The sequence below is a fragment of the Yersinia rochesterensis genome (genome assembly GCF_003600645.1).
Classification (GTDB): Bacteria; Pseudomonadota; Gammaproteobacteria; order Enterobacterales; family Enterobacteriaceae; genus Yersinia; species Yersinia rochesterensis.
Window position 1 is genome coordinate 1,570,253 of the sequence record NZ_CP032482.1, and the last position, 23,565, is coordinate 1,593,817.

A 23,565-nucleotide genomic window follows, 5' to 3' on the forward strand; every position below is an offset into this window, starting at 1 on the left:
ACAGGTTGTGCTTAACCTATGCATGGCGACTTATTGATAAAATAAGACTCACAGGATAAGGTCATGGCCGCTCTGCATTCAACTGGAAACAGTATTACTATTCGCGATGTGGCCTCACGGGCGGGCGTTTCGCTGGCCACAGTTTCAAGAGTGCTTAATAACAGCGCCTCTATTCGGCCAGAAACTCGGGCTGCCGTGCTGAAAGCGGTGTCAGAGCTGGGCTACCGACCTAATGCCAATGCACAGGCGCTGGCAACTCAAAGCAGTGATACGGTCGGTGTGGTCGTGATGGATGTATCAGATCCCTTTTTTGGTGCATTGGTGAAAGCGGTAGACACTGTTGCACAGCGACATCAAAAATATCTATTAATTGGCAATAGTTATCACCAAGCAGATAAGGAGCGGCACGCCATTGAGGTGTTACTCCGCCAGCGATGTAATGCTTTGGTGGTTCACGCTAAGGTATTGAGTGACGGTGAATTAATTGCCTTTTTGGACCAAGTTCCCGGCATGGTTCTGATTAATCGAATCATTCCCGGGTTTGAGCATCGTTGCGTCGGATTAGATAATGTTAGCGGTGCGCAAATGGCGTGTCGCCTGCTGCTCAAACATGGTCATCAGCGCATTGGTTTCCTCGGTTCTAATCACCCCATAGATGATGTAATGCAGCGCCAGATTGGGTACCTCAAGGCACTTGAGGGTGCCGGTATTACTGTACCTGATACTTGGCGCGCCTATGGTACTCCGGACTTAGCCGGAGGAGAGCGGGCTATGATTGACCTGCTGGGGCGCAATTTGCAACTCAGTGCAGTGTTTGCCTATAACGACTCAATGGCTGCTGGCGCACTGGCGGTGCTAAAAGAAAATGGTATCAGTGTCCCTGAGCAGTTTTCGCTGGTGGGTTTTGATGATATCCCGATTGCTCGCTATACCAGCCCTAAATTAACCACAGTCCGCTATCCTATTGTTTCTATGGCAACTTTAGCCACAGAGCTGGCGCTTGAAGGTGCCAGCCGTGCGCCAGACTCACATGCGGTCTATTGTTTTAATCCTACACTGGTGCCCCGGCATTCTGTCGCAATTTGTGGTGTCGCTCACTAGTTCGGTATTTATTCTTGTGTAACCGTTTTCAATCTGTGAGAAAATTCACAGATTCTTAACAACGGCCCGTCTATGCTCTAGTTGTTTTCTACCTGAATGTATCAATATGTCATCAGTTACCGGATAAAAAAATACACGGTAGCGGGTTTTAGAATAGCGATTTACAAACGCGAGTTCCGCAAACGACGAGTTTGTAAATGACATGGTTTTTGACGACTCAGGCAGCTTTTCGGAGTGGAGTGTGTTCAAGGACGAAAGATATGAGTGTCAGCTGCTTTGAACGATGGGTTTTTCTCACGTTAAGGCGATGGTGTTATCACCCTGTACTACCCTACATAAACCCGGAGATACAAATGAATAAGAAGGTTTTCACATTAGCGACTCTGGTTGCCAGCATGATGTTCGGCGCGGCGGCTCAAGCTGATACCCGTATTGGTGTCACTATTTATAAATATGATGACAACTTTATGTCCGTGGTCCGTAAAGCTATCGAGAAAGATGCTAAAGCATCTCCTGATGTTACCTTACTGATGAATGACTCTCAGAATGACCAATCCAAGCAAAACGATCAAATCGACGTGTTGCTGGCGAAAGGCGTAAAAGCGTTGGCAATCAACTTGGTTGACCCAGCCGCAGCGCCGGTGGTTATTGATAAAGCCCGCGCAAACGATGTTCCAATCGTGTTCTATAACAAAGAACCTTCACGCAAAGCGCTTGATAGCTATGACAAAGCTTATTATGTAGGGACTGATTCCAAAGAATCTGGTGTTATCCAGGGTGAGTTAATCGCCAAACATTGGCAAGCCAATCCAAATTGGGATTTGAACAAAGACGGCAAAATTCAATTTGTGCTGTTGAAAGGCGAGCCAGGTCACCCAGATGCAGAAGCTCGTACCACCTATGTTATCAAGACCCTTAACGAGAAAGGCATCCCGACACAACAATTGCAGTTAGATACCGCAATGTGGGATACCGCACAGGCTAAAGATAAGATGGATGCGTGGCTATCTGGCCCGAACGCCAACAAAATTGAAGTGGTTATCGCTAATAACGATGCCATGGCAATGGGTGCAGTGGAAGCATTGAAAGCGCATAACAAAACCAGCATTCCAGTCTTTGGTGTTGACGCCTTACCAGAAGCATTAGCTCTGGTGAAATCAGGTAAAATGGCCGGTACTGTTCTGAACGATGCCAACAATCAAGCTAAAGCGACCTTTGATCTGGCTAAAAATCTGGCCGATGGCAAACCTGCTGCCGAAGGCACTAAATGGAAAATCGAAAACAAAATCGTACGAATTCCATATGTAGGTGTTGATAAAGATAACCTGGCTGAATTTACTAAATAATAGCCAGTAGCCGTGATGGGATGTACCCACAGCAGCTCTAACCGCTATGGGTAAAGACGTTATTAATAACCTTCTGGCCCCGTTCTTGGGTGACCAGCACCGGGGTGGAAGGTTTTTTTGCATTGATCCTTATTTTGAATATGCGCTAAACGACTGGTGCTGTATATATCCAGGACGTCAGTGGCAATTCTTAGCCAGGTACAACTATGGCCGATATTAATACAGCACAACCTCGTGAGTGGTTGCTGGAAATGAGTAATATTGATAAATCATTTCCGGGCGTAAAGGCGTTAGATAACGTAAATCTTAAAGTGCGGCCAAATTCGATCCATGCCTTAATGGGAGAGAATGGTGCAGGTAAGTCAACGCTATTAAAATGTCTGTTTGGTATCTATAAAAAAGACTCTGGAAGTATTATCTTTCAGGGGCAAGAAATAGAATTTAAAAGTTCTAAAGAAGCATTAGAACATGGTGTTTCTATGGTGCATCAGGAGTTAAACCTGGTATTACAACGCACCGTAATGGATAATATGTGGTTGGGGCGTTATCCAACTAAGGGTTTCTTTGTCGATCAAGATAAAATGTACAAAGATACCAAAGCAATCTTCGATGAATTGGATATTGATATTGATCCACGCGATAAAGTTGCCACTTTATCGGTATCCCAAATGCAAATGATCGAAATTGCCAAAGCTTTCTCTTACAATGCCAAAATCGTCATTATGGATGAACCCACTTCTTCATTAACTGAGAAAGAAGTTAATCATTTATTTACGATTATCCGCAAATTAAAAGATCGCGGCTGCGGAATTGTTTATATCTCCCATAAAATGGAAGAAATATTCCAGCTGTGTGATGAAATTACTATTTTGCGCGATGGTCAGTGGATTGTGACCCAACCACTGGAAGGGCTGACCATGGACCAGATAATCTCAATGATGGTCGGGCGTTCACTGAGTCAACGTTTCCCAGATCGCCTTAATAAGCCCGGTGAAGTCATTCTGGAAGTGAAAAATCTGACCTCACTGCGCCAACCTTCAATCCGTGATGTGTCCTTTGATTTGCATAAAGGTGAGATTCTGGGAATTGCCGGGTTGGTGGGGGCAAAGCGCACCGATATTGTTGAAACTTTATTTGGTATCCGCGAAAAAGTAGCTGGCACTATTAAGTTGCATGGTAAGAGTATTAATAATCACAGCGCCAATGAAGCTATTAATCACGGTTTTGCCTTAGTGACGGAAGAGCGCCGTTCAACCGGGATTTATGCTTATCTCGATGTTGGCTTTAATTCCCTAATTTCTAATATTCGTAATTATAAAAATAAATTTGGGCTGCTGGATAATACCCGCATGAAAAGCGACACCCAATGGGTTATTGACGCTATGCGAGTAAAAACACCCGGTCATCGCACCAGTATTGGTTCTTTATCGGGTGGGAATCAGCAGAAAGTTATTATTGGCCGTTGGTTACTGACTCAACCAGAAATATTAATGTTGGATGAACCGACTCGGGGGATTGACGTCGGTGCTAAGTTTGAAATCTATCAGTTAATGACTGAACTAGCGAAGAAAGACAAAGGAATTATTATTATTTCCTCTGAAATGCCTGAGCTATTAGGGATTACTGACAGAATTTTGGTAATGAGTAATGGTCAGGTTGCGGGAATTGTTGAAACAAAACAAACCACGCAAAATGAAATATTACGTCTTGCATCCTTGCATCTCTAATCTAGTCGAAGGTTCTTATTATGAATGCGTTAAATAAGAAAAGCATGCTCACTTACCTTAAAGAGAGCGGGATTTACGTCGTATTATTCGTATTGCTGGCAATAATTATTGTCAAGGACCCGACATTTTTAAGCCTGATGAACTTAAGTAATATTCTGACCCAATCTTCTGTGCGTATTATTATCGCGCTCGGTGTTGCGGGGCTGATTGTGACTCAAGGGACTGACTTATCCGCCGGTCGTCAGGTGGGGTTAGCGGCAGTGGTTGCAGCTACAATGCTGCAAGCCATGGATAACGTTAATAAAGTTTTCCCAGATTTGCAGACTGTACCTATTCCGATCGTTATTTTAACCGTGTGTTTGATTGGTGCGATTATCGGATTGGTCAACGGTATTATCATTGCTTACCTGAATGTGACACCATTTATTACCACATTGGGCACCATGATTATTGTTTACGGGATTAACTCCCTGTATTACGACTTCGTGGGCGCATCACCGATTGCCGGTTTTGACCCTGCATTCTCAACCTTTGCACAAGGGTTCTTGCGATTTGGTGATTTCAAACTCTCTTACATTACTTTCTATGCTTTGATTGCTATCGTTTTTGTTTGGGTACTGTGGAATAAAACGCGCTTTGGTAAAAATATCTTCGCCATCGGCGGTAACCCAGAGGCAGCAAAAGTTTCTGGTGTGAATGTGCCACTAAACTTAATCATGATTTATGCGCTGTCTGGTGTGTTCTATGCATTCGGCGGGATGTTGGAAGCTGGCCGTATCGGTAGTGCGACGAATAACTTAGGCTTCATGTATGAGTTAGACGCAATCGCCGCTTGCGTGGTCGGCGGGGTGTCATTCAGCGGCGGTGTCGGTACGGTTATCGGCGTGGTGACCGGGGTAATCATCTTTACTGTGATTAACTACGGGCTGACTTATATCGGTGTGAACCCGTATTGGCAGTACATTATTAAGGGCGCGATTATTATCTTTGCGGTAGCACTGGACTCACTGAAATACGCTAAGAAGAAATAATCGACCATTAGCAGTAAAAAAAGCCAGCCAGAGTCAAACTCGGCTGGCTTTTAATTGTCATTTTTTTCGTCATAATTGTCGAAAGATACCATGATGTCTGGCGCACTAGATTCAGTGAGCCGGATTACGCAGATAGATAATCCAGTAGGTCAAACCTACTAATAATCCGCCACCAATGATATTACCGAGAGTCACCGGAATAAGATTATCAATAATAAAATTAGACATTGTGAGGGCAGGGAATTGCTCTGGTGCTGCATTAATTGAATGCCAGAATTCAGGTGATGCAAAATCACGAATCACAATAGCTAATGGGATCAAAAACATATTAGCAATGCTGTGCTCAAATCCACTGGCAACAAACATGCCAATGGGAAGTAGCATCACCACGATTTTGTCTGTCAAAGTATGGCCTGAATAACTCATCCATACAGCCAGGCAGACCATCAGATTAGCTAATATCCCCAAACACACAGCTTCTACAAAGGTATGGTGCAATTTATGGTCGGCTGTTTGCAGCACATTTAAGCCCCATAAACCATTCGCCGCGGTATGCTGTCCAGCAAACCAAATCAGAGCAACAAAAAACAATGCGCCAATCAAATTACCAAAATAGACATTAATCCAATTGGCCATTAATTGCCGCCAATTTATCTTGCCGCTGGCTTTCGCTACCACAATCAACACCGTAGAGGTGAATAAATCAGCACCACAAATAATTACCAGAATCAGGCCGAGGGAGAAACATAAACCGCCGACTAATTTTGCCAGCCCATATGCCACACCTGCGGTGCCGGTGGTAGCTGTAATGTAGAAGACAAAAGCAATGGAGATAAAAACACCTGCTGTTATGGCTAAATAAAAGGTTGTGGCGGGATTCTTAGTGGCCTTATATATACCAACTTGCTCTGCAAGTTTTGCCATATCAACCGGAAGTCGTAGATCAAAGGGATTTTCAATACTCATTGATAACTCCTTGTTGCTTATTTTATTGTTAAGATAAAAATAAATATTTATTTTAGTGACAGGAGTTTCATGCATTTTCCATACCATGAAACAGATGGGGCGATTATAAATTGGGTGATGAGTCAGATTAAGTATTTCTATTGGTGATTTTCAGTCAGTATTACTCATATCGTTATATAATAATCTATACATCGATGTGCCGGTGATGGATATAAATTGTCACGATATGTTTTAATGTAACTTAATGTTTTATTGAATTTTTAATCTGAATGAGACGTGATTTCAATCATGAATTGTCATAGGCTAATGTGGTGAAATAGTTTATTAATCCAGATCAAGCTTATCGTTGGTTAATATATATTTGTTCATTTCAATACATTAAAGTAGTTATCATCCATTTTTTGGGCTTAATTACTTTGGGTATATATGGATAGCGCAAAAAAACTACCCCGTCCCACATTGGCTCAAGTTTGGCAAGACACATTGTTCAGGGTATCGAAAAAGTTATTATTACTGCGGGATATAACCGATTTAGTTAATGAACTCAGGAAACTCTCTTTTTCTGTCATCCGTTTCCAACGGGTCAATTTATTACTGCTTAACCCCCTGTATAACCAAATGACCCTCTATACCCATGATGATGTGTCTGATACTGTCGTGGAGTCGCAAAATATTTTATTTGCCGAAGGCCCTGGTGGCCAGGCCTGGCAGCAACAGACGCCTTTGCAAACTGACCATCAGCGTATGCAAAGGGAGTTTTCTGCTGTCTGCGATTTAGCGCCGTATCAGGAATTACATTCTGGTTGCCATTTTCCTTTGGGCCATGATAACCACTGGTCGGGCTGTGTTGAGTTTATTAAAACCGATGACAGCCAGTTTGATGAGCAAGATATTACTTTACTGGAATTATTGGCCGAGGTAGTGGCCATTGCGGTGAACAATATTACTGAGATAAACCGAGCATTTTCCGAGCGTGAACGGTTACGCTTTGAACGGGATCATTTCCGGATATTAGTTGATGTCACCAATACGGTTATTTCTAAACTGGAGTTGGATGTATTAGCAGCAGAAGTCTCGAAAGAAATACATCGCTTTTTCAATATTGATTACATCAGTTTGGCAATATGTGGCACCCACAATGACAAAAATAAACTGAATGTTTTTTCTACCCGCTATCAGTCTGGTAAAGCGGTGCAGCATCAGCAATCCTGGGTGGATATAACAGGTACATTAGCCGGGCAGGTTTTACATAGCCGGGAATTATTGCTGGTCAATCTGGCTGATATTGCTCTCTTGGCTCCGGATGATAAACAACTGGAAAATATGCTGGACGCTGGCTTACAGGCAGTCTGTCTGTTACCCCTATTTTTCGGTCATAAGATGCTGGGCGTATTAAAACTAGCACAATGCCAAAGTGATATTTTCACCGACAGTAACCTCAAGTTGCTGCGACAAATAGCTGCGCGAATTGCTATCGCAGTCGATAACGCTTTGGCTTATAACGAAATTACCCGTTTGAAAGATTCACTGGTCAATGAAAATCTCTATTTGACTGATCAAATTATTCATAATGAAGAGTTTGGTGAAATCATCGGCCAAAGTAGCGCTATTCAAGCGGTGCTGGAACAGGTTGAAATGGTGGCCTCCAGTGATTGTACAGTGCTGATTTTGGGTGAAACAGGAACAGGTAAAGAGTTAATTGCTCGCGCTATCCATAATTTGAGCACCCGTAAGAATAAACGCATGGTGAAAATGAACTGTGCGGCTATCCCCTCCGGCTTAATGGAGAGTGACTTATTCGGTCATGAAAAAGGAGCTTATACCGGCGCATCATCACAGCGCATTGGCCGATTTGAAATGGCAGATGGCGGTACGTTATTTCTCGATGAGGTCGGTGATATTCCTCTTGAGCTGCAACCGAAACTCCTACGGGTACTACAAGAGCGCGAAATAGAACGATTGGGGGGCAGTAAAATTATTCCGGTTGATGTTAGGCTAATTGCCGCAACCAACCGCGATTTAAAAACGATGATGGTGAATCGGGAATACCGCAGTGATCTCTATTATCGGCTTAATGTTTTCCCAATTGTGATTCCACCTTTGCGTGAACGCCCTGAAGATATTCCTTTACTGGTGAAATTCTTTACTCAGAAAATAGCCAAACGTATGAACCGCACTATCGATACCATTCCGAGTGAGACATTGCGTTTGCTCAGTCGCTTACCTTGGCCGGGTAATATTCGTGAACTGGAAAATGTGATTGAGCGGGCGGTGATCCTCAGCCGTGGCACTACGTTAAATTTACAGTTAAAAGAACTGGAATATCATTTATCACCATTAGAAGTAGCCAAACCGGTGTCTGAAAAGGTTGTTCACAAAGTTTTATTACCTGAGAGTGAAGAACCGGAATTTTCAGAATCCGAACGTGCGCGAATTATTCGGGTATTACGGGAAACTAATGGCGTGGTTGCCGGGCCAAAAGGGGCGGCAATTAAGTTAGGGCTGAAACGTACGACACTGTTATCCCGCATGCAGCGGCTAGGAATATCAGTAAAAAGTATCGAAGATGAAGATGGAATGGAGTAACTCAAAAATAAGATCCATATCTAATTACCGGTCACCCTGTTGAACCAAGGCGTGATAAATCTTTCTACTCGGACGAAGCGTCGCGAGCAAAGCCAGTCTGGGCGCGCCCAGCGCACAGCCACCGAAGTGTACATAAGTACATGACGGTGGCGAGCACTGCGTAAACCCAGAATGGCAAAGCGCAGTAGCCGTTAGTCTATTAACTTACTTCGGCTTCTCGACGTAACCGCGCCTTCAACTGGCTATACTCTTGCTGCACGTAGTTTTCCGCCCAAGTTTGATCTGTAATGGCCTCAAGTTTCACCGCACAATACTTATATTCCGGTGTCTTGGAAATAGGGTCCAGATGGTCCAGTGTCAGCTCATTACAAGCGCCAATCCACCACTGATAAGTCATATATACCGCACCAACATTGATACGCTCACTGACTGACACGCGAGTAATAACCTTGCCGCGCCGTGATTCAACCCACACTAATTGCTGGTCTTGCAAGTGCATTTTATCAGCATCCTGCGGGCTGATTTGCACATAACCTGGTTCGTCGGCCAGTGTTTGTAATGCTGAGCAATTACCGGTCATTGAGCGGCAGGAATAGTGGCCGACCTCACGCACGGTACACAGCACCAGCGGATACTCCTCATCCACCTGTTCCATTGGTGCGCGCCATTCGCTGGCAAACAACAGTCCTTTGCCGCCAGGGCGGTCGAACTTATTACCGGCATATAGCCACGGTGTGCCGGGACTGTCTTCCGTGGTACAAGGCCACGGAATATAGCCTAAACCGGCCATTTTTTCGTAAGTTGCGCCGTAATACAGTGGGCACAGCTCGCGCAGTTCGTCCCAAATCTCTTTAGTATTGTTGTATTTCATCGGATAGCCGAGCGCCGTAGCCATTAGGCTAATAATTGCCCAATCCGGTTTTACATCACCTTGGGGTTCTACAGCTTTTTCAAAACGTTGGAAGCCCCGGTCGGCGGCAGAATAAACGCCTTCATGTTCACCCCACGATGTTGCCGGGAAAATGACGTCCGCTTCGGCAGCCGTTTTGGTCATAAATATGTCCTGCACAATCAGCAATTCCAATTCGCTGAATGCTTCGCGCATCATCGAAAGGTCGGGTTCAGTTTGCAGCGGATCCTCGCCCATCACGTAGTTGGCTTTGATTTTTCCCTCTTTAACCTTGTGCGGAACATCGGTCAGCGAGTAACCAATTTTGTTGGAAAGCGAAGGAACACCCCAGGCTTTGGCAAATTTTTCCAGTGTTGCTGGGTCAGTAACGGGTTGGTAACCGGGGTACATATTGGGCAATGCGCCCATGTCGCAGGCACCTTGCACGTTATTTTGTCCACGCACCGGGCCAACGCCAACATTCGGGCGGCCTAAGTTGCCCGTCAGTAATGCCAATCCAGATAATCCCTTAACAACATCTACGCCCTGACCCCATTGGGTTACTCCCATGCCCCACAAGATGGTGGCAGAGGGCGCGGCAGCATAGATGCGCATTGCTTCACGGATGGTTTGTGCTGACAAGCCAGTGATGCTTTCGACATATTCCGGTGTGTATTTGGCAACAATTTCGCGATACTCATCAAAACCTTCGGTATAACGCGAAACATAGTCTTTATCGTATAGTTCTTCAGTTATCAGCACATTGGCGAATGCATTCACCAGCGCCATATTGGAGCCGTTTTTCAATGGCAGCCACAGGTCGGCAATACGCGCTGTTTCAATATGGCGAGGATCGCAAACAATGACTTTAGCGCCTTTCTCTTTAGCTTTGAGAATGCGGCGGGCCACGATAGGGTGAGAATCTGCGGCGTTATAGCCAAACACTAAAATGCATTTGGTATCTTCAATCTCGCAGATGGAATTACTCATCGCGCCGTTACCCAATGTCACTTGTAGACCCGCCACTGATGGGCCGTGACACACACGAGCGCAGCAGTCAATGTTGTTGCTGCCGGTGACGGCGCGGGCAAATTTTTGCATTACATAGTTGGTTTCATTGCCCGGCCCACGGGAAGAACCGGTGTGCATAATGGCTTCCGGGCCATATTTTTCTTTAATAGCGCGCAGTTTACTGCTGGCGAATTCGATAGCTTCGTCCCAAGAAACTGCTTCCAGCTTGCCGCCTTTTTGACGACGAATCATCGGCTGTTTTAAGCGCGGGGTCAGTAGCTTGGTATCATTGAGAAAATCCCAGCCATAATAGCCTTTCAGACAAAGTTCACCCTGATTGGTGACGCCATTTGCCCCTTCAGCGCCAACAACTTTACCATTTTCGACCAGTAAATTGATTTTGCAGCCGGAGCCGCAGTAAGGACAGACAGTGAGTGCCTTGTGCATATTAATTATCCTTCGTTCAAAAGTTCATCTCGTTGGCTTCGTCCAGTGCGGCGCGCATTTGTTTCTTGCGTAGCATGGCTTGCAGGGTGTCGCGGCCAATCAGGTGTAGCGCCTGAGTCGGACACACCGAGATACAGGCCGGGCCGGCGGCGCGACCTTCACATAAATCACACTTTTGAGCTTCAGCTTTCAGGCAAAAGCCCTGTGAGAGGCCGTTGAACATCACTTCGACCTGTTTGGTCACCACATTCATGGCACCGTAAGGGCAGGCAACAACGCAGGTTTTGCAGCCAATACATTTCTCCTGCAATACCTGGATGCTGTCAGTTGCCCGCACAATCGCGCCATTCGGACAAACATTGGCACAAGGGGCATCTTCACAGTGACGACACATAATGGCGGTGCTGACATTCATTCCTTTGACCACTTTCAAGCGCGGGGCGAAATTGGCTTTGGTCATGGTGTCCAGTTTGCCGCCATTGTGTGCTAGCACGCAGGCAACCTCACAGGTACGGCAGCCAATACACTTTTTTGGGTCTGCGATTATGAACCGGTTCATTGTTTCCTCTCCTTACGGTTCCAAATAGAAAGTTCTGGCAGATTTGCATTTAGGTTCGCAAATCTGGCTCATTACCTCACATATTGCATGGTTTATGCCAAGTTGAAGAGGTTCGATAGAAGTTAATCAATCTAATTGTTTTAAAAGGATTTATGGTTTTTTATCGAGGGGAGAGAACTGGAAAAAACTGTCGGCGGGTGTGACGTCGGCAAATTTGACGACACCACACCGTCACCTAATCAAAGGTGGCTAAAACCGCCGTCACCCTGCCAATGGGGTAGTTGTTGATACAGTGTTTCGACGGCCTGTTTGACAATGTCGGTCATCGGGAAGTAGAACGCCACTAAGGTGGGCTGGATACCGACGAAGATAACTTCGCTGATATCTTCCTTTAACTGATCAATCAGAAAATTGAGCGGTAAATTATGCGTGCTCATGATGAACATCTCGGAAATTCGCTGCGGATCAATAATACGAATCTCACCTGGCGGCAGTTCCATATCGGCGGCATCAACGATAATCAAGCGCGTGGGGCGTAAAGCACGAATCCGATGCACCACATTTTCCGGTGCCGAGCCGCCGTCGATAACTTGCCAGTCAGCTAAGGGTTGCTGGGTCATGCGCTCGGCTAGCAGCGGGCCTGCGCCGTCATCGCCCATCATGCTATTGCCGACGGTTAATACTAAATTTGTGATGGGATGTTGATGGTTCATGGGCGGCGTTTCACCATTAAATAAATGGCCGGTTCCTGCTCAATATCGTACAGGGTTTGCAGCAGTTGTTGGCTCCACTGCGGGTGCAGCGAAGTAGGGTCTTCAGCCAGTGGCGCAAAGGCTTGGGCCAGTAATTGGGTATGGGTGCTGTCGATGGTGATTTCACCAAATTTCAGCAAGCCGGCCATTTTTCGGCGAGCTTCGCCCTCGGGTAACTGGCTGAACCACTGTTCATACTCATTCAGCGGGCATTCCATGATGGCTTTTAAGCAATCAATGACTCCAACATGGTGGCCAATAGCCAGCGAGTAATACATCACTTGCTGCGCTTGCTCGGGCATATCCTCATCACTGTCGAGGAACTTCTGGTTTAGCGCATAAAAAATCACTTTAGCGGCCATCAACATACCCTCCCGCCAGTTGTTATAGAGTGAGTTGTTGCAGAGTTATCTGTTGCAGGCTGGCAAATATCTCACTTAGGCGCGGGTCATCTTGCTGGTGGAGGTAACTTTGACAGCGCTGTTCCAGCCCTGGTAGAGGTTGATTGACCAGCAGTGATAAGAAACTGTCGGTGATTTCCCGCCCTTGACGATAACCGGCCATGCGGCGGGCCTCGCGCTCTAACAATACCCGCAGTGTGAGTGGCGCATCCGGGTGGATCAGCGCCACGCGCTCATCGGCGGCTTCTTGATGATCCTCACCTTTGAGTTTTTGCTCCAGCAAACCCAGCGCTACCGCAAAGCCATAAATGGTGGCGGCGGGGGTAGGAGGGCAGCCGGGGATATAAACATCAATCGGCACAATGGTGTCGCTACCGCCCCAGACACAATACAGGTCGTGGAAGATGCCGCCGCCGCAACCACAAGCGCCATAAGAGACACAGATTTTAGGGTCAGGGGCCGATTCATAGGCGCGTAAGGCCGGTGTGCGCATGGCGCGAGTGACTGCGCCAGTAAACAGTAAAATGTCGGCGTGGCGCGGCGAGGCCACCACTTTAATACCAAAGCGCTCAGTGTCGAATACCGGCGTAATCGAGGAGAAAATCTCGATTTCACAGCCATTGCAGCCGCCGCAGTCCACTCGATATACATAAGCCGAGCGTTTGATATCTTTGAGTAATTTTCTTTTTAGCTGGGCGATAGAAGAGTCAAGCGCAACTGGCTGGCTGATATGGTGCCCCCAGGCCGGTTTTAATGAATCTAGTTGGCTCATGAGTTGATCCCCTCATTGCGGTGCTGATTGAGCATCACATTATGCTGACTAACAATATTATGCTGACGACCAATATTATGATGACGACCAATATTCTGTTTCCGCTTGCACTCCGGGCAGGTTTCAAAATGAGGCCGTTGTTGTTCGACATCTTCAGCGCTCATTCCGGAGTGAATCAGTAGCGCCATGACGTAATCCACTTCTTTTTTCGGCGCAAAGGGCTGCTGGCACTGCTGGCAATGGGCGAGAGTAAAACTGGCGCGCTGATATAAATCGGCTTTATTGAATACCGCCAGCTCAAATTCTTGTGATAACACAATGGCGCGGGTCGGGCAGACTTCCTCACAGCGACCACAAAAAATGCAGCGCCCCAGGAACAATTGCCATTGTCGAGTCCCGCCAGTAAGGTCGGTTTCCATGGTCAACGCATTGGCGGGGCAGGCCATGGTACAGGCACCACAGGCAATGCATTGCTCGGCATCATATTGTGGTTTACCACGGAAGCCGTGGCTGACCTCAAGCGGCTTAAACGGATACTTCACCGTGGTATCGCCAACTTTCAGGATGGTTTTAAACAGTTTTAACATTCTTCATCCCTCTATTTGAGCGGCGAATGGGTGCGCTCAATGCCATAGCGTTCGATCTCTTTGTACGGCACGGTGACGGATTTCTGCTTGCGCATATCCACCAATGTCACCCGGTCGGTGCAGGAGTAGCAGGGATCGAGACTGCCAATAATCAATGGCGCATCAGAAACCGTGTTGCCGCGCAGCATATAGCGCAGCACCGGCCAATTGGCATAGGTGGCGGCGCGACAGCGCCAGCGGAACAGCTTTTGATTGTCGCCGGTCATACTCCAGTGGACATCTTCGCCGCGTGGCGCTTCTGAAAAACCGAGCGCAAATTTGTATGGCTGATAGTGGACTTTTTCCTCCAGCAGCGGCCCGCCCGGCATATGGTTCAGCCCGTATTCAATCATCACCAGCGAGTCAAAGAATTCCCGCACCCGCACCAGCAGGCGCGAATGTACATCACAGCCATCAAGGCTAAACAACTCTTTAGGGACATTGGCGTAGTTGGCGTAAGGGTGGTCATGGCGCATATCGCGGGCATAGCCACTGGCGCGGATCATCGGGCCGACAGGGCTGAAATCACGGGCAATTTTGCGGTCCAGCAAGCCAACACCGACAGTACGCTGCTCAATATTGGCGGTGCTCATCAGCATATCCACCAGCTCACTGATATCGGCGCGCATCTCTGAGACCAATTGCAGAGTTTTGAGGCGGTCGGCTTTCAGAATATCGCGCCGTACCCCGCCAATCAGATTCAGGCCATAGGTTTTACGCGCGCCGGTGAGCATCTCGGCGATGGTCATGGCTTTTTCGCGCACGCGGAAGAACTGCATAAAACCGGTATCAAAACCGACAAAGTGGCAGGACAATCCGATATTGAGCAGATGGCTGTGCAGCCGCTCGACTTCCAGCAAAATAGTGCGGATCATCTGCGCCCGTGGTGGCACGATAATGCCGAGCGCATTCTCAATCGACGAGGTGTAAGCGACACTGTGAGTAAAGCCGCAAATACCGCAGATGCGATCCGACAGGAAAGTTACGTCGTTATAGCCCATGCGGGTTTCAGCCAGTTTTTCCATGCCTCGATGCACATAAAAAAGGCGATAGTCGGCGTCAATAATGTCTTCGCCGTCAACAAACAACCGAAAGTGGCCCGGCTCATCGGAGGTAATATGCATCGGGCCGATGGGCACGACCCGGCTGCTGCTGCCCGCTTCATTTTCAAACTGATAGGTTTCAGTGTTGCTGGTAGGGGTTGGGCGCTGGCGGTAATCCATGGTGTCTTTGCGCAATGGATAAAGGTCGTCCGGCCAATCATCGGGCAGCACTAAACGGCGCTCATCAGGCAGGCCAATGGGCTGCAAGCCATACATATCGCGCACTTCGCGCTCCCCCCAGACCGCCGCCGGAACCCGTGGTGTCACGGAGGGGAACTCGGGGCGCTCGGGGCTAATCAGCGCTTTGACAATCACCCAGCATTTGTCGCCGTATTCTTTGCCGGTATCAACGCCGTATTGTTCGCGGCCCTCCATTGACAACACATAGTAAATAGCAAAATAGCCATTCAAACTGCGTTCGTCATTGCCGAATAGCACTGACAGCCAACCACCTTGTTGATAATAAAGGTGTTCAACCACATCCGGCAGACTGTTCAGCTTAATGGTAATCGTCAGTTGGTCTGGGGTTTGCCACTCTTCATCAAGGATTGCCGCCGGAAATTGTTCCCGCAGGCGGGCTACATAAGCGGCGCCCAGTTTTTCACCACCATGTGGCGGTTGCCCTGAAACTGAAATAGGGGGTTCGTGAGTCACGTTACATCTCCTGACGAGTCGGGGTAAGTTGTACAACGGTATGGCTTTGTGCAACGGATGGAATGGGCTGAGTTATCGTTGGGGGTGGAGAAATCTGTTGCCACGGCAAGATAAAGGGCTGCTGGGCGGGGTCACGACTGTCATTATTGAGCACAATCTGTGCTGCATCGGTCAGCAAACGGGTGACCGGTGCGGGAATATGTACCCCGAGCAACAGCATCAACAGCAATAAAATAGCCATTGGCGCAGTGGTCAGAATCCCCAACTCCCCTTTGCTCACGGCTTCCGGTGGGGTGCCCAGCACAGTGCTGGCGATCATGCGCACCAACCCGGCCAGTACCAGGGTTAGCAGCAATAGTAAGATAATCACTAAGGTGATATGACCGGCTTTAATCGCGGCGGCGACCACCATAAATTCACTGACAAACACGTTAAACGGCGGCATCCCGGCCAGTGCCAATGCGCCGCCAGCCAGCATCACCGCCGTGAATGGCGCAACACGAATAATGCCCTTGATAGCGCCCATATCTCGCGTGCCATACTTCAGCAGCACATTCCCCGAACCGCAGAACAGCAAGGTTTTTGCCAGGCTGTGATTCATAGTGTGGAACAGTGCGGCCAATACCCCGAGTGGGCCACCAATGCCCAATGCCACGGCGATTAACCCCATGTTCTCCACACTGGAGTAAGCCAGCAAACGTTTCATATCGCGCTGTGCCAGAATAAAAAATGCGGAGACGGCAACTGACATCATGCCGAAGACCAACAGCAACATTTGTGGGAAATGCGGCCCGATAGCGGCGCTGATAATGATGTAATAGCGGATGATGACCAACAGGGCGCAGTTGAGTAATACGGCGGATAACAAGGCGCTGGTCGGGCTGGGGGCTTCGCTGTGGGCATCCGGTAGCCATGAGTGCATGGGAAACAGGCCGGTTTTGGTGCCAAAGCCAATCAGAATAAAGACAAATGCCAGGTGCATCAGGCTAGGGTCTAGCTCTTTGGCATGTTCGGCGACGACTGTCCAGAAGATGGCACTGCTGGGGTCTGCCAGCACATTGGCCGCATTGGCATACACCAATACTGTGCCGTATAACCCGAAAGCCACCCCCACGGTACAGATGATAATGTACTTCCACGCCGCCTCCAGTGAGGAGCGCTGGCCGTATAATCCCACCAAAAAGGCCGAACTGAGAGTGGTGGCTTCAATGCCGACCCACATCAGAATGAGATTATTGCTGGTCACCACCAACAGCATGGTGAACAGGAACAGATGGAAAAAGCCGTAATAATTGCACAGCGTGCTGACGGTAATTTCGTCGTTATTCACTTCATGGCGCATATAGCCGAGGGAGTAAAGGCCGGTGATAAAACCGATAACCCCCAGAATAGCGAGGAACAACGCGCTGAGGCTGTCAATATGCAGCCAGTTGTGAACCGCCAGAATTTCCCCGCCAACGGCGACCCGGCATACCACCATCAAGGCCACTATGAACAATAAACTGATGCCGGCAAAATGTACCCAAGTGGTTGCCATGCGGGCGGCACGGCCCAAAGCCCGGCAAGCAAATGCCAGCAGCGAGGTTATCAGAGGTATCGCCAGCAGTAACAGCAGCAGGTCAGTATGACTCATTTCATTACCCCTTTAGCGCCGTCAGTTGTTTAACATCCAGCGTGTGCAGTGTGCGGTAAATTTTGCGCGCCATTAACGTCATCACAATCACCGCGAAGATGGCATCGGTAGCAATACCAATCTCGACCAACTCCGGTGCGCGGAAAGCCAGTAACGCCAACATCAGGTGAGCGCCATTTTCCATCAGGCAGTAGCCGAAGATATTTTTCAGGATATTGCGCTGGGTGACGATACACAGCAGGCCAATCAGGAAGTGCCCCAGTGACACCGCCAGCGTCGGTTTCAGGGCGCTGACCATCGGCAATTGCACCGGCTCGACCACGAAGTAGCTCAGTAAAATGATAATGGCGGCGATAAATATTAGACTGGCCGTCCCTATCACACCGCCGTCGGCTTTGGGGTCTTCCATCTGGCGAAAAGCGCGGTACATAATCCACGGCACCAAGATCACCTTGGTGATAAAGGCGGTCAGCGACCACATATACAGCTCGTGGGCGTGCAAGGTTTCGGCTAATACCAGGAAAATCAGCACCAAGACCAGTGACTGCACCGCATAAAACAGCGCCGAGGTGGCGGGCTTTTTGACAATAATTACCAGTAGCGAGGTAATGATCAGCAGGCCAGCTAGATTGTTGACGACCATATTGTTGACAAGAAGTGTTCCGGTCATTTTTTACTCCCTTATCCGAGCCAGGCGACGGCAATAAAGCTTGAGCACACAGACATAATCACCAGCACCACCAACACGCCCTGCATGGCCAACGGCAGCGGTTTGGCACTGGCGACGGCTTCTGATGGTTTGCCGGGCACGGTTTGCCCGAACCAGTAGAGGAACCAGCCGAAGCTCGCTACTGATTCAATCAGGGCCAGCACCAATAGCGGTATTAGCAGCCAATGTTCACCAGAAAGTGAGAAACCGGCGGCGAAAATGGGGAATTTGCTGAAGAAACCGTTAAACGGCGGCACTCCGGTGATAGCCAGTGCGGCGACACAAAATCCAACGCCCAATAGCGGCATTTTGCCCATGATGCCTTTGAGTTTGGGTAACATGCGGGTACCGCAGCTGTAGCTCAGCGCCCCGGCGACCAGGAAGAATAAGCTCTTGGCAAACGCGTGGTTGAAGATGTAGGCAATGCCGCCATCAAAGGCCAGTTTTGACCCATAGATAGCCAGAGACAGCGCGAAGAAAATATAAGACAACTGGGTGATGGTGGAGTAGGCCAGCAGCCGCTTCATATCTTTTTGCGGCAGATACATAAAGAAGCCATAAATCAGGGTGATAACCGCCATCACCATGCCGACGGTGCCGATAATTTGCGGCACGTCACCGGCAGAATAAATGGCACGGGCGAAGATATAGACCCCCACTTTGACCATCGAGGCGGCATGCAGATAGGAACTGACTGGGGTCGGCGCTTCCATCGCATCTGGCAACCAGATATGCAGTGGCAGTTGGGCGGATTTCCCCCAAGCGGCAAACAGGATGCCACCGAACACCATGATTTTGGTGTTGTTATCCAGTTGCGCTAGCGCGGTTAAAGCAAAAGTGCCCGTATTGACCAGCAGCACTGCCGCCGCCAAATACAGGCCGATGGCGGCCACATGGGTGACCAGCAAAGCTTTTAGCGCTGAGCGCAGTGACTTCTGGCTTTGATAGTAGCCAATCAATCCCCACGAGCAGCCGCCAGTAATTTCAAAGAAGAACAACTGACCCAGTATCGTGGATGATAATACCAGCCCAGCCATCGCGCCGATGAATACTAATAACAGCGCATAGTAGCGGTTGGTGCCTTCGTGAGGATGCTCGCGATTACCTAATGTCAGATAGCCAGTGGAATAAATGCTAACCAGCAAACCGAGGAACACCACGGCGAAAGCAATCAAGGTGCTGATGCGGTCGATGGTCAGGCCGAACAGCGCCATATCACCGTAATGAATCAGATCAAAAGTGACATCAATCTTGCCGCCACTCAGATAGGCGTAAGCCAGCAGCACAGTGCCGAGAGTGGCCAGCAGTGAAAAGAAAGTGCAAGACCATTTTGCCCATTGTTGTGGTAAACAGGCCGTGAGAATGGCACCGGCAAACGGCAGCAGAATGGTCGCAAGGGCGATGTTTATAAGGACTGAATCCATAAGAGCCATGTTATCCATGATGGGTTTATTAGCTCCTTAAAGGCCGGTGAGATAGAAAACCAGAGACAGGGCGGCGACGCCAAACCCCAGCCAGGTAACACGGGAGGTCAACAGGAAGCGCCCGCGGGCAATACTGTTTTCCACGATGGAGGCCAGTACAAACAGCACCACCAATTTGATAACACCGGCCACCAGCGCCCATAGCAAGCCCGGCCCACTCAGTACCGCCAGCTTGCCAAAGGGGATAAATACGCCGAGGAAAAGCTGCGCCACCACCACCTGTTTTAAACTAATGCCCCATTTGACCAAGCCCAGTGACGCGCCGGAATACTCAGTCAGAGGCCCTTCTTGTAGCTCTTGTTCTGCTTCGGCGACATCGAACGGAATTTTGCCCATCTCGATAAACACCGCGAAACCACAGGCCAATAGCGCCAGAGCCGTTGCCGTCGGTGATTGCCAGTGCCCTTGAGACAAGGCGGTACTGATGGTGCCGATATTGGTGGAACCAGCAATTAACCCGACCACCAGCAGTGACAGAATTAATGTCGGTTCGACCAACACCCCCAGCGTCAACTCTCGACTGGCACCAATACCGGCGAAGATGCTGCCGCTATCCAGACCCGCCAGTGAGAAAAAGAAGCGGAACAACGCGAACAGATACAACAGGGTTATCAGGTCGCCCGCCACCCCAAAGGGGGAGGCCAGAGTGAAAATGGGCAACGCCATGGCAATCAACAACATGCTACCCAGCAGTACATAGGGCATCAGGCGGAAAATAATCCCAGCATTGGCGGGGGCTACATCCTGGCGTTTCAGCAGCTTGGCTAAATCTCGATATTCTTGCAGGACGCCCGGCCCACGGCGCGAGTGCATCCGGGCTTTCACCATGCGCGAGATCCCCGCCATCAGCGGTGCCAGCGCTAGCATCACCAGCGCTTGCCCGATGGCGAAAGCAATCATAGAGACCGCGGGCATATCAATAGTTGGCATTGCTCGTCTCCTTAAATAGCCGCAATGATCAGCAGGGTAACCAACGCGGCGACCACATACAGACAGTAGAGGCGGAAATCGCCCTGTTGCAGCCATTGAATTCGTTGGCTGAGCCATTGGATCAAACGGATAAGCGGAGCCACAATTTTGTCGTCCCAGACCGGTTCCACCCGGCCCGCGCCACTGACGGAATGTTCCAGCGCGCGTTGCATCATTGGCGCGGGGTCGAGTGTTTTACGCAGCCGATAGAGTGGGGCAAACATGGCTCGCAGAGGTTGAGTAAAACCACCGGCAGAGACAGTCATCGCCTGCTCCCAGGCATAGCCGCAAGCCCAAGGATCACCGCCATGGCGAAATGCTAAACGGCTGCCTTTGTAGCGGCTGACGACTAGCAAAATCACCAGTGGCAATATCAGTAAACCGAAGAAAATATACAGGGTGGACAGCATGGCCTGAGAACTGTGTTGCGGGAATAACACCGCGCCTTGGGCGACCTGCAAAGAAGGCACTGGCGGGGCGGTTATCAAGCTAGCGGCAATGCGGGCAATCACCGGTGCGACGTGGGTGGCACCTATCCCCAAGGCCAAACACAACAGTGCCAACAACAGCATGGCGGCGGTCATCGGCCAGGGGACTTCCCGCGCGAGGGCTGCTTTTTCTGTGCGCGGCAACCCGCAGAAACTAATGCCGTAAACTTTCACAAAACACATCGCCGCCAGTGCGCCGGTAATTGCCAGCATCACGATAGCAATCGGCCCGGCCAGGCGAATAATAAAGCCGCCATCTTTGGTCATGGTAAACAGCGATTGATAAGTAAACCATTCACTGACAAAACCATTGAATGGCGGTAGGGCGGAAATCGCCATACATCCCACCAAAAAGGCCAGCGCGGTATAAGGCATCATTCTGGCTAAGCCTCCCATCTTCTCCATGTCTTTGGTATGTAAGCGATAAATGACCGCACCGGCCCCAAGGAACAGCAGCCCTTTGAAGACGGCGTGATTAAGCAGATGGTAAAGTGCGCCAAGTAAGCCAAGAGCGGCTAATACTGGCTGATGGCTGGCAATCCCTATCATGCCGACCCCAACACCCATCAGGATGATGCCGATGTTCTCGACGGTGTGGTATGCCAGCAGGCGTTTGATGTCGTGCTCCGCCAGCGCATATAGCACGCCGAGCACGGAGGAGACTGCGCCAAAGCCCAAGACCACCACGCCCCACCACAGCTGGCTCGCGCCGAGCAAATCAATGCCCACTTTGATGATGCCGAAGATACCAATTTTAACCATGACACCGGACATCAGGGCTGAAGCATGGGACGGGGCAGCAGGGTGCGCCCGTGGCAACCAGCCATGGAGCGGCAGCATCCCGGCCTTGGCACCAAAACCGAAGAAAGCTAACAAGAAGATAACCGAGGCCATGATCGGCTGCGGGTTAGCTTGACGGAAAGCAGCAAACTCCAGACTGCCGCTCAGGCGGTACAACAGGAAGAAAGCAATCATGATCAGCACGGAACCGGCGTGGGCAATCAGAAAATAGAGCAAGCCCGCGCTGATGGCGTCGTCGTCCTGATCGGAAATCACCAGGAAGTAAGATGCCAATGACATCATTTCGAAGAAAATAATAAAGTAGAAAGCGTTATCCACCACCACCAGCGCCACCATTGAGGCGATGAATAAGTTCATAAAGACCCCCATTCCCCATGCCCCGCGCCCTTTGTATTCCTGCACATAGGCCAGTGAATAGAGGGCGGTTATCACCACCAACAGTGAGATGACCATCAGCATAAATGCCGCTAATGGGTCAAGGCGCAGACTGAATGCCGCGAATGGGAATGGCCCGGCGGTGATGAAAGTGATTATCCCGCCTCCCAGCAGTGTGGGCGCAGCAGCCAACAGACCAACAACGCCACCCAGTAATGACGCCAGCCCAGAGGCATAAATCGCCAGTGTTTCGCGCCGTGCCAAAAGCAGAGAAAGCAATGCGCCAGCCAGATACAGCAGTAAGGAGAGCCATAATAGCTCAAGCGAACTCATCATCTTTTCTGCTCCTCGTGAGAGATGGCGGACGCGGTGTCCGTGGCCATAAAGGGCAGCTCGTTGGCAAATCCGCTGGCGGCGGCCAGGTGCTTGGCGCGATTAGCCTGCTCAATGCTGTGTTCATCCACCAACATCAAGGCATTGGTCGGACAAACCCGCACACATTCCGGCCCCTGCGGTTGGAAGCTACATAAGTCACATTTCACTGCGACAGTGCGAACTCCGGCATTCCAGGCAAGGAACGGATTCATATTGACCGGGCTGAATGGCACATCAGATAACGTGGTCATCGGAATGTATTCAGGGAAAATTTCTGGCACCCCCAATGGTTTACTCCCCGCTGGGGTGATAGCGCCAAATGGGCAGGCGATACCGCAAAGCTTACAGCCGATACAGGTGGTTTCATCCAATTCGACGGCGTTATTGGTCAGGGTGATGGCATTGACCGGACAAACTCGTGCGCACCATGCATCTTCGCAGTGGCGACAGAGAATTGGCGTCGTAACCGTGGCGTTACGCATCACGGTCAATCTGGGATGTTCTTGTAAACCCTTGGCTTTATGCACCTGGCTGCAAGCAGCCATACAGGTATTGCATCCAATACAAAGCCTTGGCTCCGCAATCACAAAGCGGTTCATGGCCATACCCTCCGGGACAAAAATCTGGTGACAGTCAGGCAGATAGAAATCATTTCCCAGCGACAAAGCATATTCTGTGCCAGTCCGGCGGAGGCCAATACAAAAGAGCGGTGAAGCCCCGCCAGTAGGGCATTAAGGTGATTGCAGATAAAGGGGAGGAA

At 49.4% G+C, this 23,565-nt stretch carries 19 protein-coding genes; 5 read left to right on the plus strand and 14 right to left on the minus strand.

From position 1 onward, the window contains the following. Positions 1 to 63: 63 nt before the first annotated feature. The 4 genes from galS to mglC all read left to right on the plus strand — a co-directional run bounded on the left by galS (position 64) and on the right by mglC (position 5,205). On the plus strand, positions 64 to 1,101 hold the full coding sequence (gene galS, locus DXZ79_RS07445) for an HTH-type transcriptional regulator GalS (RefSeq protein ID WP_120011185.1): 1,038 nt from the start codon (positions 64 to 66) through the stop codon (positions 1,099 to 1,101). Between the two features lie 353 nt (positions 1,102 to 1,454). Next, positions 1,455 to 2,447, plus strand: coding sequence for a galactose/glucose ABC transporter substrate-binding protein MglB (gene mglB, locus DXZ79_RS07450; protein ID WP_038634361.1), 993 nt, complete (start codon positions 1,455 to 1,457; stop codon positions 2,445 to 2,447). Between the two features lie 206 nt (positions 2,448 to 2,653). Continuing rightward, a complete protein-coding gene (mglA, locus tag DXZ79_RS07455) occupies positions 2,654 to 4,174 on the plus strand; it encodes a galactose/methyl galactoside ABC transporter ATP-binding protein MglA (protein WP_038634358.1) in 1,521 nt (506 codons plus the stop codon). Positions 4,175 to 4,194: 20 nt separating this feature from the next. Further along, positions 4,195 to 5,205: a galactose/methyl galactoside ABC transporter permease MglC gene (gene mglC / locus DXZ79_RS07460; protein ID WP_038634355.1), complete on the plus strand. Its 1,011-nt coding sequence runs from the start codon at positions 4,195 to 4,197 to the stop codon at positions 5,203 to 5,205. Between the two features lie 111 nt (positions 5,206 to 5,316). Here the strand turns inward: mglC and focA are convergent, their stop codons facing one another. Next, entirely contained in the window at positions 5,317 to 6,171 is an 855-nt protein-coding gene (gene focA, locus DXZ79_RS07465; RefSeq protein ID WP_120011186.1) for a formate transporter FocA, read from the minus strand. Positions 6,172 to 6,597: 426 nt separating this feature from the next. On the opposite strand from focA, the gene flhA reads away from it, so the two are divergent. After that, entirely contained in the window at positions 6,598 to 8,757 is a 2,160-nt protein-coding gene (flhA, locus tag DXZ79_RS07470) for a formate hydrogenlyase transcriptional activator FlhA (RefSeq protein WP_120011187.1), read from the plus strand. Positions 8,758 to 8,956: 199 nt separating this feature from the next. On the opposite strand, the gene fdhF is transcribed toward flhA, so the two are convergent. The 13 genes from fdhF to DXZ79_RS07535 form a co-directional block, all read right to left on the minus strand. Next, complete coding sequence (fdhF, locus tag DXZ79_RS07475; RefSeq protein ID WP_038634346.1) at positions 8,957 to 11,104, minus strand: formate dehydrogenase subunit alpha; 2,148 nt, start codon at positions 11,102 to 11,104, stop codon at positions 8,957 to 8,959. Between the two features lie 16 nt (positions 11,105 to 11,120). Further along, positions 11,121 to 11,663: a 4Fe-4S binding protein gene (locus DXZ79_RS07480; protein WP_038634343.1), complete on the minus strand. Its 543-nt coding sequence runs from the start codon at positions 11,661 to 11,663 to the stop codon at positions 11,121 to 11,123. Positions 11,664 to 11,902: 239 nt separating this feature from the next. Beyond that, a complete protein-coding gene (hycI, locus tag DXZ79_RS07485) occupies positions 11,903 to 12,376 on the minus strand; it encodes a hydrogenase maturation peptidase HycI (RefSeq protein ID WP_038634339.1) in 474 nt (157 codons plus the stop codon). Further along, on the minus strand, positions 12,373 to 12,777 hold the full coding sequence (locus DXZ79_RS07490; protein WP_050291719.1) for a formate hydrogenlyase maturation HycH family protein: 405 nt from the start codon (positions 12,775 to 12,777) through the stop codon (positions 12,373 to 12,375). Before DXZ79_RS07490 ends, hycI begins: the two co-directional genes overlap by 4 nt. Positions 12,778 to 12,799: 22 nt before the next feature. Further along, positions 12,800 to 13,588 (minus strand): NADH-quinone oxidoreductase subunit B family protein, encoded by a 789-nt coding sequence (locus DXZ79_RS07495; RefSeq protein ID WP_038634336.1) that lies wholly within the window; start codon positions 13,586 to 13,588, stop codon positions 12,800 to 12,802. Continuing rightward, complete coding sequence (gene hyfH, locus DXZ79_RS07500) at positions 13,585 to 14,175, minus strand: hydrogenase 4 subunit H (RefSeq protein ID WP_038634333.1); 591 nt, start codon at positions 14,173 to 14,175, stop codon at positions 13,585 to 13,587. The genes DXZ79_RS07495 and hyfH overlap by 4 nt, the downstream gene beginning before the upstream one ends. Before the next feature lie 11 nt (positions 14,176 to 14,186). Then, on the minus strand, positions 14,187 to 15,971 hold the full coding sequence (locus DXZ79_RS07505) for a hydrogenase large subunit (protein ID WP_042562358.1): 1,785 nt from the start codon (positions 15,969 to 15,971) through the stop codon (positions 14,187 to 14,189). A gap of 1 nt (position 15,972) precedes the next feature. Next, positions 15,973 to 17,604, minus strand: coding sequence for a hydrogenase 4 subunit F (locus tag DXZ79_RS07510; RefSeq protein WP_038634330.1), 1,632 nt, complete (start codon positions 17,602 to 17,604; stop codon positions 15,973 to 15,975). Between the two features lie 4 nt (positions 17,605 to 17,608). Continuing rightward, on the minus strand, positions 17,609 to 18,274 hold the full coding sequence (gene hyfE / locus DXZ79_RS07515) for a hydrogenase 4 membrane subunit (protein ID WP_050291637.1): 666 nt from the start codon (positions 18,272 to 18,274) through the stop codon (positions 17,609 to 17,611). A gap of 11 nt (positions 18,275 to 18,285) precedes the next feature. Then, on the minus strand, positions 18,286 to 19,755 hold the full coding sequence (locus DXZ79_RS07520) for a hydrogenase 4 subunit D (protein WP_038634325.1): 1,470 nt from the start codon (positions 19,753 to 19,755) through the stop codon (positions 18,286 to 18,288). Between the two features lie 18 nt (positions 19,756 to 19,773). Further along, positions 19,774 to 20,727 carry a respiratory chain complex I subunit 1 family protein gene (locus DXZ79_RS07525; protein WP_038634323.1) on the minus strand — a complete coding sequence of 318 codons (954 nt, stop codon included), beginning with the start codon at positions 20,725 to 20,727 and terminating at the stop codon, positions 19,774 to 19,776. Positions 20,728 to 20,738: 11 nt separating this feature from the next. Beyond that, entirely contained in the window at positions 20,739 to 22,766 is a 2,028-nt protein-coding gene (hyfB, locus tag DXZ79_RS07530; RefSeq protein WP_038634321.1) for a hydrogenase 4 subunit B, read from the minus strand. Continuing rightward, positions 22,763 to 23,404, minus strand: coding sequence for a 4Fe-4S dicluster domain-containing protein (locus DXZ79_RS07535; protein ID WP_038634320.1), 642 nt, complete (start codon positions 23,402 to 23,404; stop codon positions 22,763 to 22,765). Before DXZ79_RS07535 ends, hyfB begins: the two co-directional genes overlap by 4 nt. Positions 23,405 to 23,565 lie beyond the last annotated feature (161 nt).

Coding starts and splice junctions, on each gene's coding strand:
- DXZ79_RS07535 (WP_038634320.1), bottom strand. CDS start 23,404: ATGAACCGCTTTGTGATTGCGGAGCCAAGGCTTTGTATTGGATGCAAT.
- DXZ79_RS07490 (WP_050291719.1), bottom strand. CDS start 12,777: ATGGCCGCTAAAGTGATTTTTTATGCGCTAAACCAGAAGTTCCTCGAC.
- hycI (WP_038634339.1), bottom strand. CDS start 12,376: ATGAACCATCAACATCCCATCACAAATTTAGTATTAACCGTCGGCAAT.
- hyfB (WP_038634321.1), bottom strand. CDS start 22,766: ATGATGAGTTCGCTTGAGCTATTATGGCTCTCCTTACTGCTGTATCTG.
- hyfH (WP_038634333.1), bottom strand. CDS start 14,175: ATGTTAAAACTGTTTAAAACCATCCTGAAAGTTGGCGATACCACGGTG.
- DXZ79_RS07525 (WP_038634323.1), bottom strand. CDS start 20,727: ATGCCAACTATTGATATGCCCGCGGTCTCTATGATTGCTTTCGCCATC.
- DXZ79_RS07520 (WP_038634325.1), bottom strand. CDS start 19,755: ATGGATAACATGGCTCTTATGGATTCAGTCCTTATAAACATCGCCCTT.
- DXZ79_RS07480 (WP_038634343.1), bottom strand. CDS start 11,663: ATGAACCGGTTCATAATCGCAGACCCAAAAAAGTGTATTGGCTGCCGT.
- hyfE (WP_050291637.1), bottom strand. CDS start 18,274: ATGACCGGAACACTTCTTGTCAACAATATGGTCGTCAACAATCTAGCT.
- mglC (WP_038634355.1), top strand. CDS start 4,195: ATGAATGCGTTAAATAAGAAAAGCATGCTCACTTACCTTAAAGAGAGC.
- fdhF (WP_038634346.1), bottom strand. CDS start 11,104: ATGCACAAGGCACTCACTGTCTGTCCTTACTGCGGCTCCGGCTGCAAA.
- focA (WP_120011186.1), bottom strand. CDS start 6,171: ATGAGTATTGAAAATCCCTTTGATCTACGACTTCCGGTTGATATGGCA.
- DXZ79_RS07510 (WP_038634330.1), bottom strand. CDS start 17,604: ATGAGTCATACTGACCTGCTGCTGTTACTGCTGGCGATACCTCTGATA.
- mglA (WP_038634358.1), top strand. CDS start 2,654: ATGGCCGATATTAATACAGCACAACCTCGTGAGTGGTTGCTGGAAATG.
- flhA (WP_120011187.1), top strand. CDS start 6,598: ATGGATAGCGCAAAAAAACTACCCCGTCCCACATTGGCTCAAGTTTGG.
- galS (WP_120011185.1), top strand. CDS start 64: ATGGCCGCTCTGCATTCAACTGGAAACAGTATTACTATTCGCGATGTG.
- mglB (WP_038634361.1), top strand. CDS start 1,455: ATGAATAAGAAGGTTTTCACATTAGCGACTCTGGTTGCCAGCATGATG.
- DXZ79_RS07495 (WP_038634336.1), bottom strand. CDS start 13,588: ATGAGCCAACTAGATTCATTAAAACCGGCCTGGGGGCACCATATCAGC.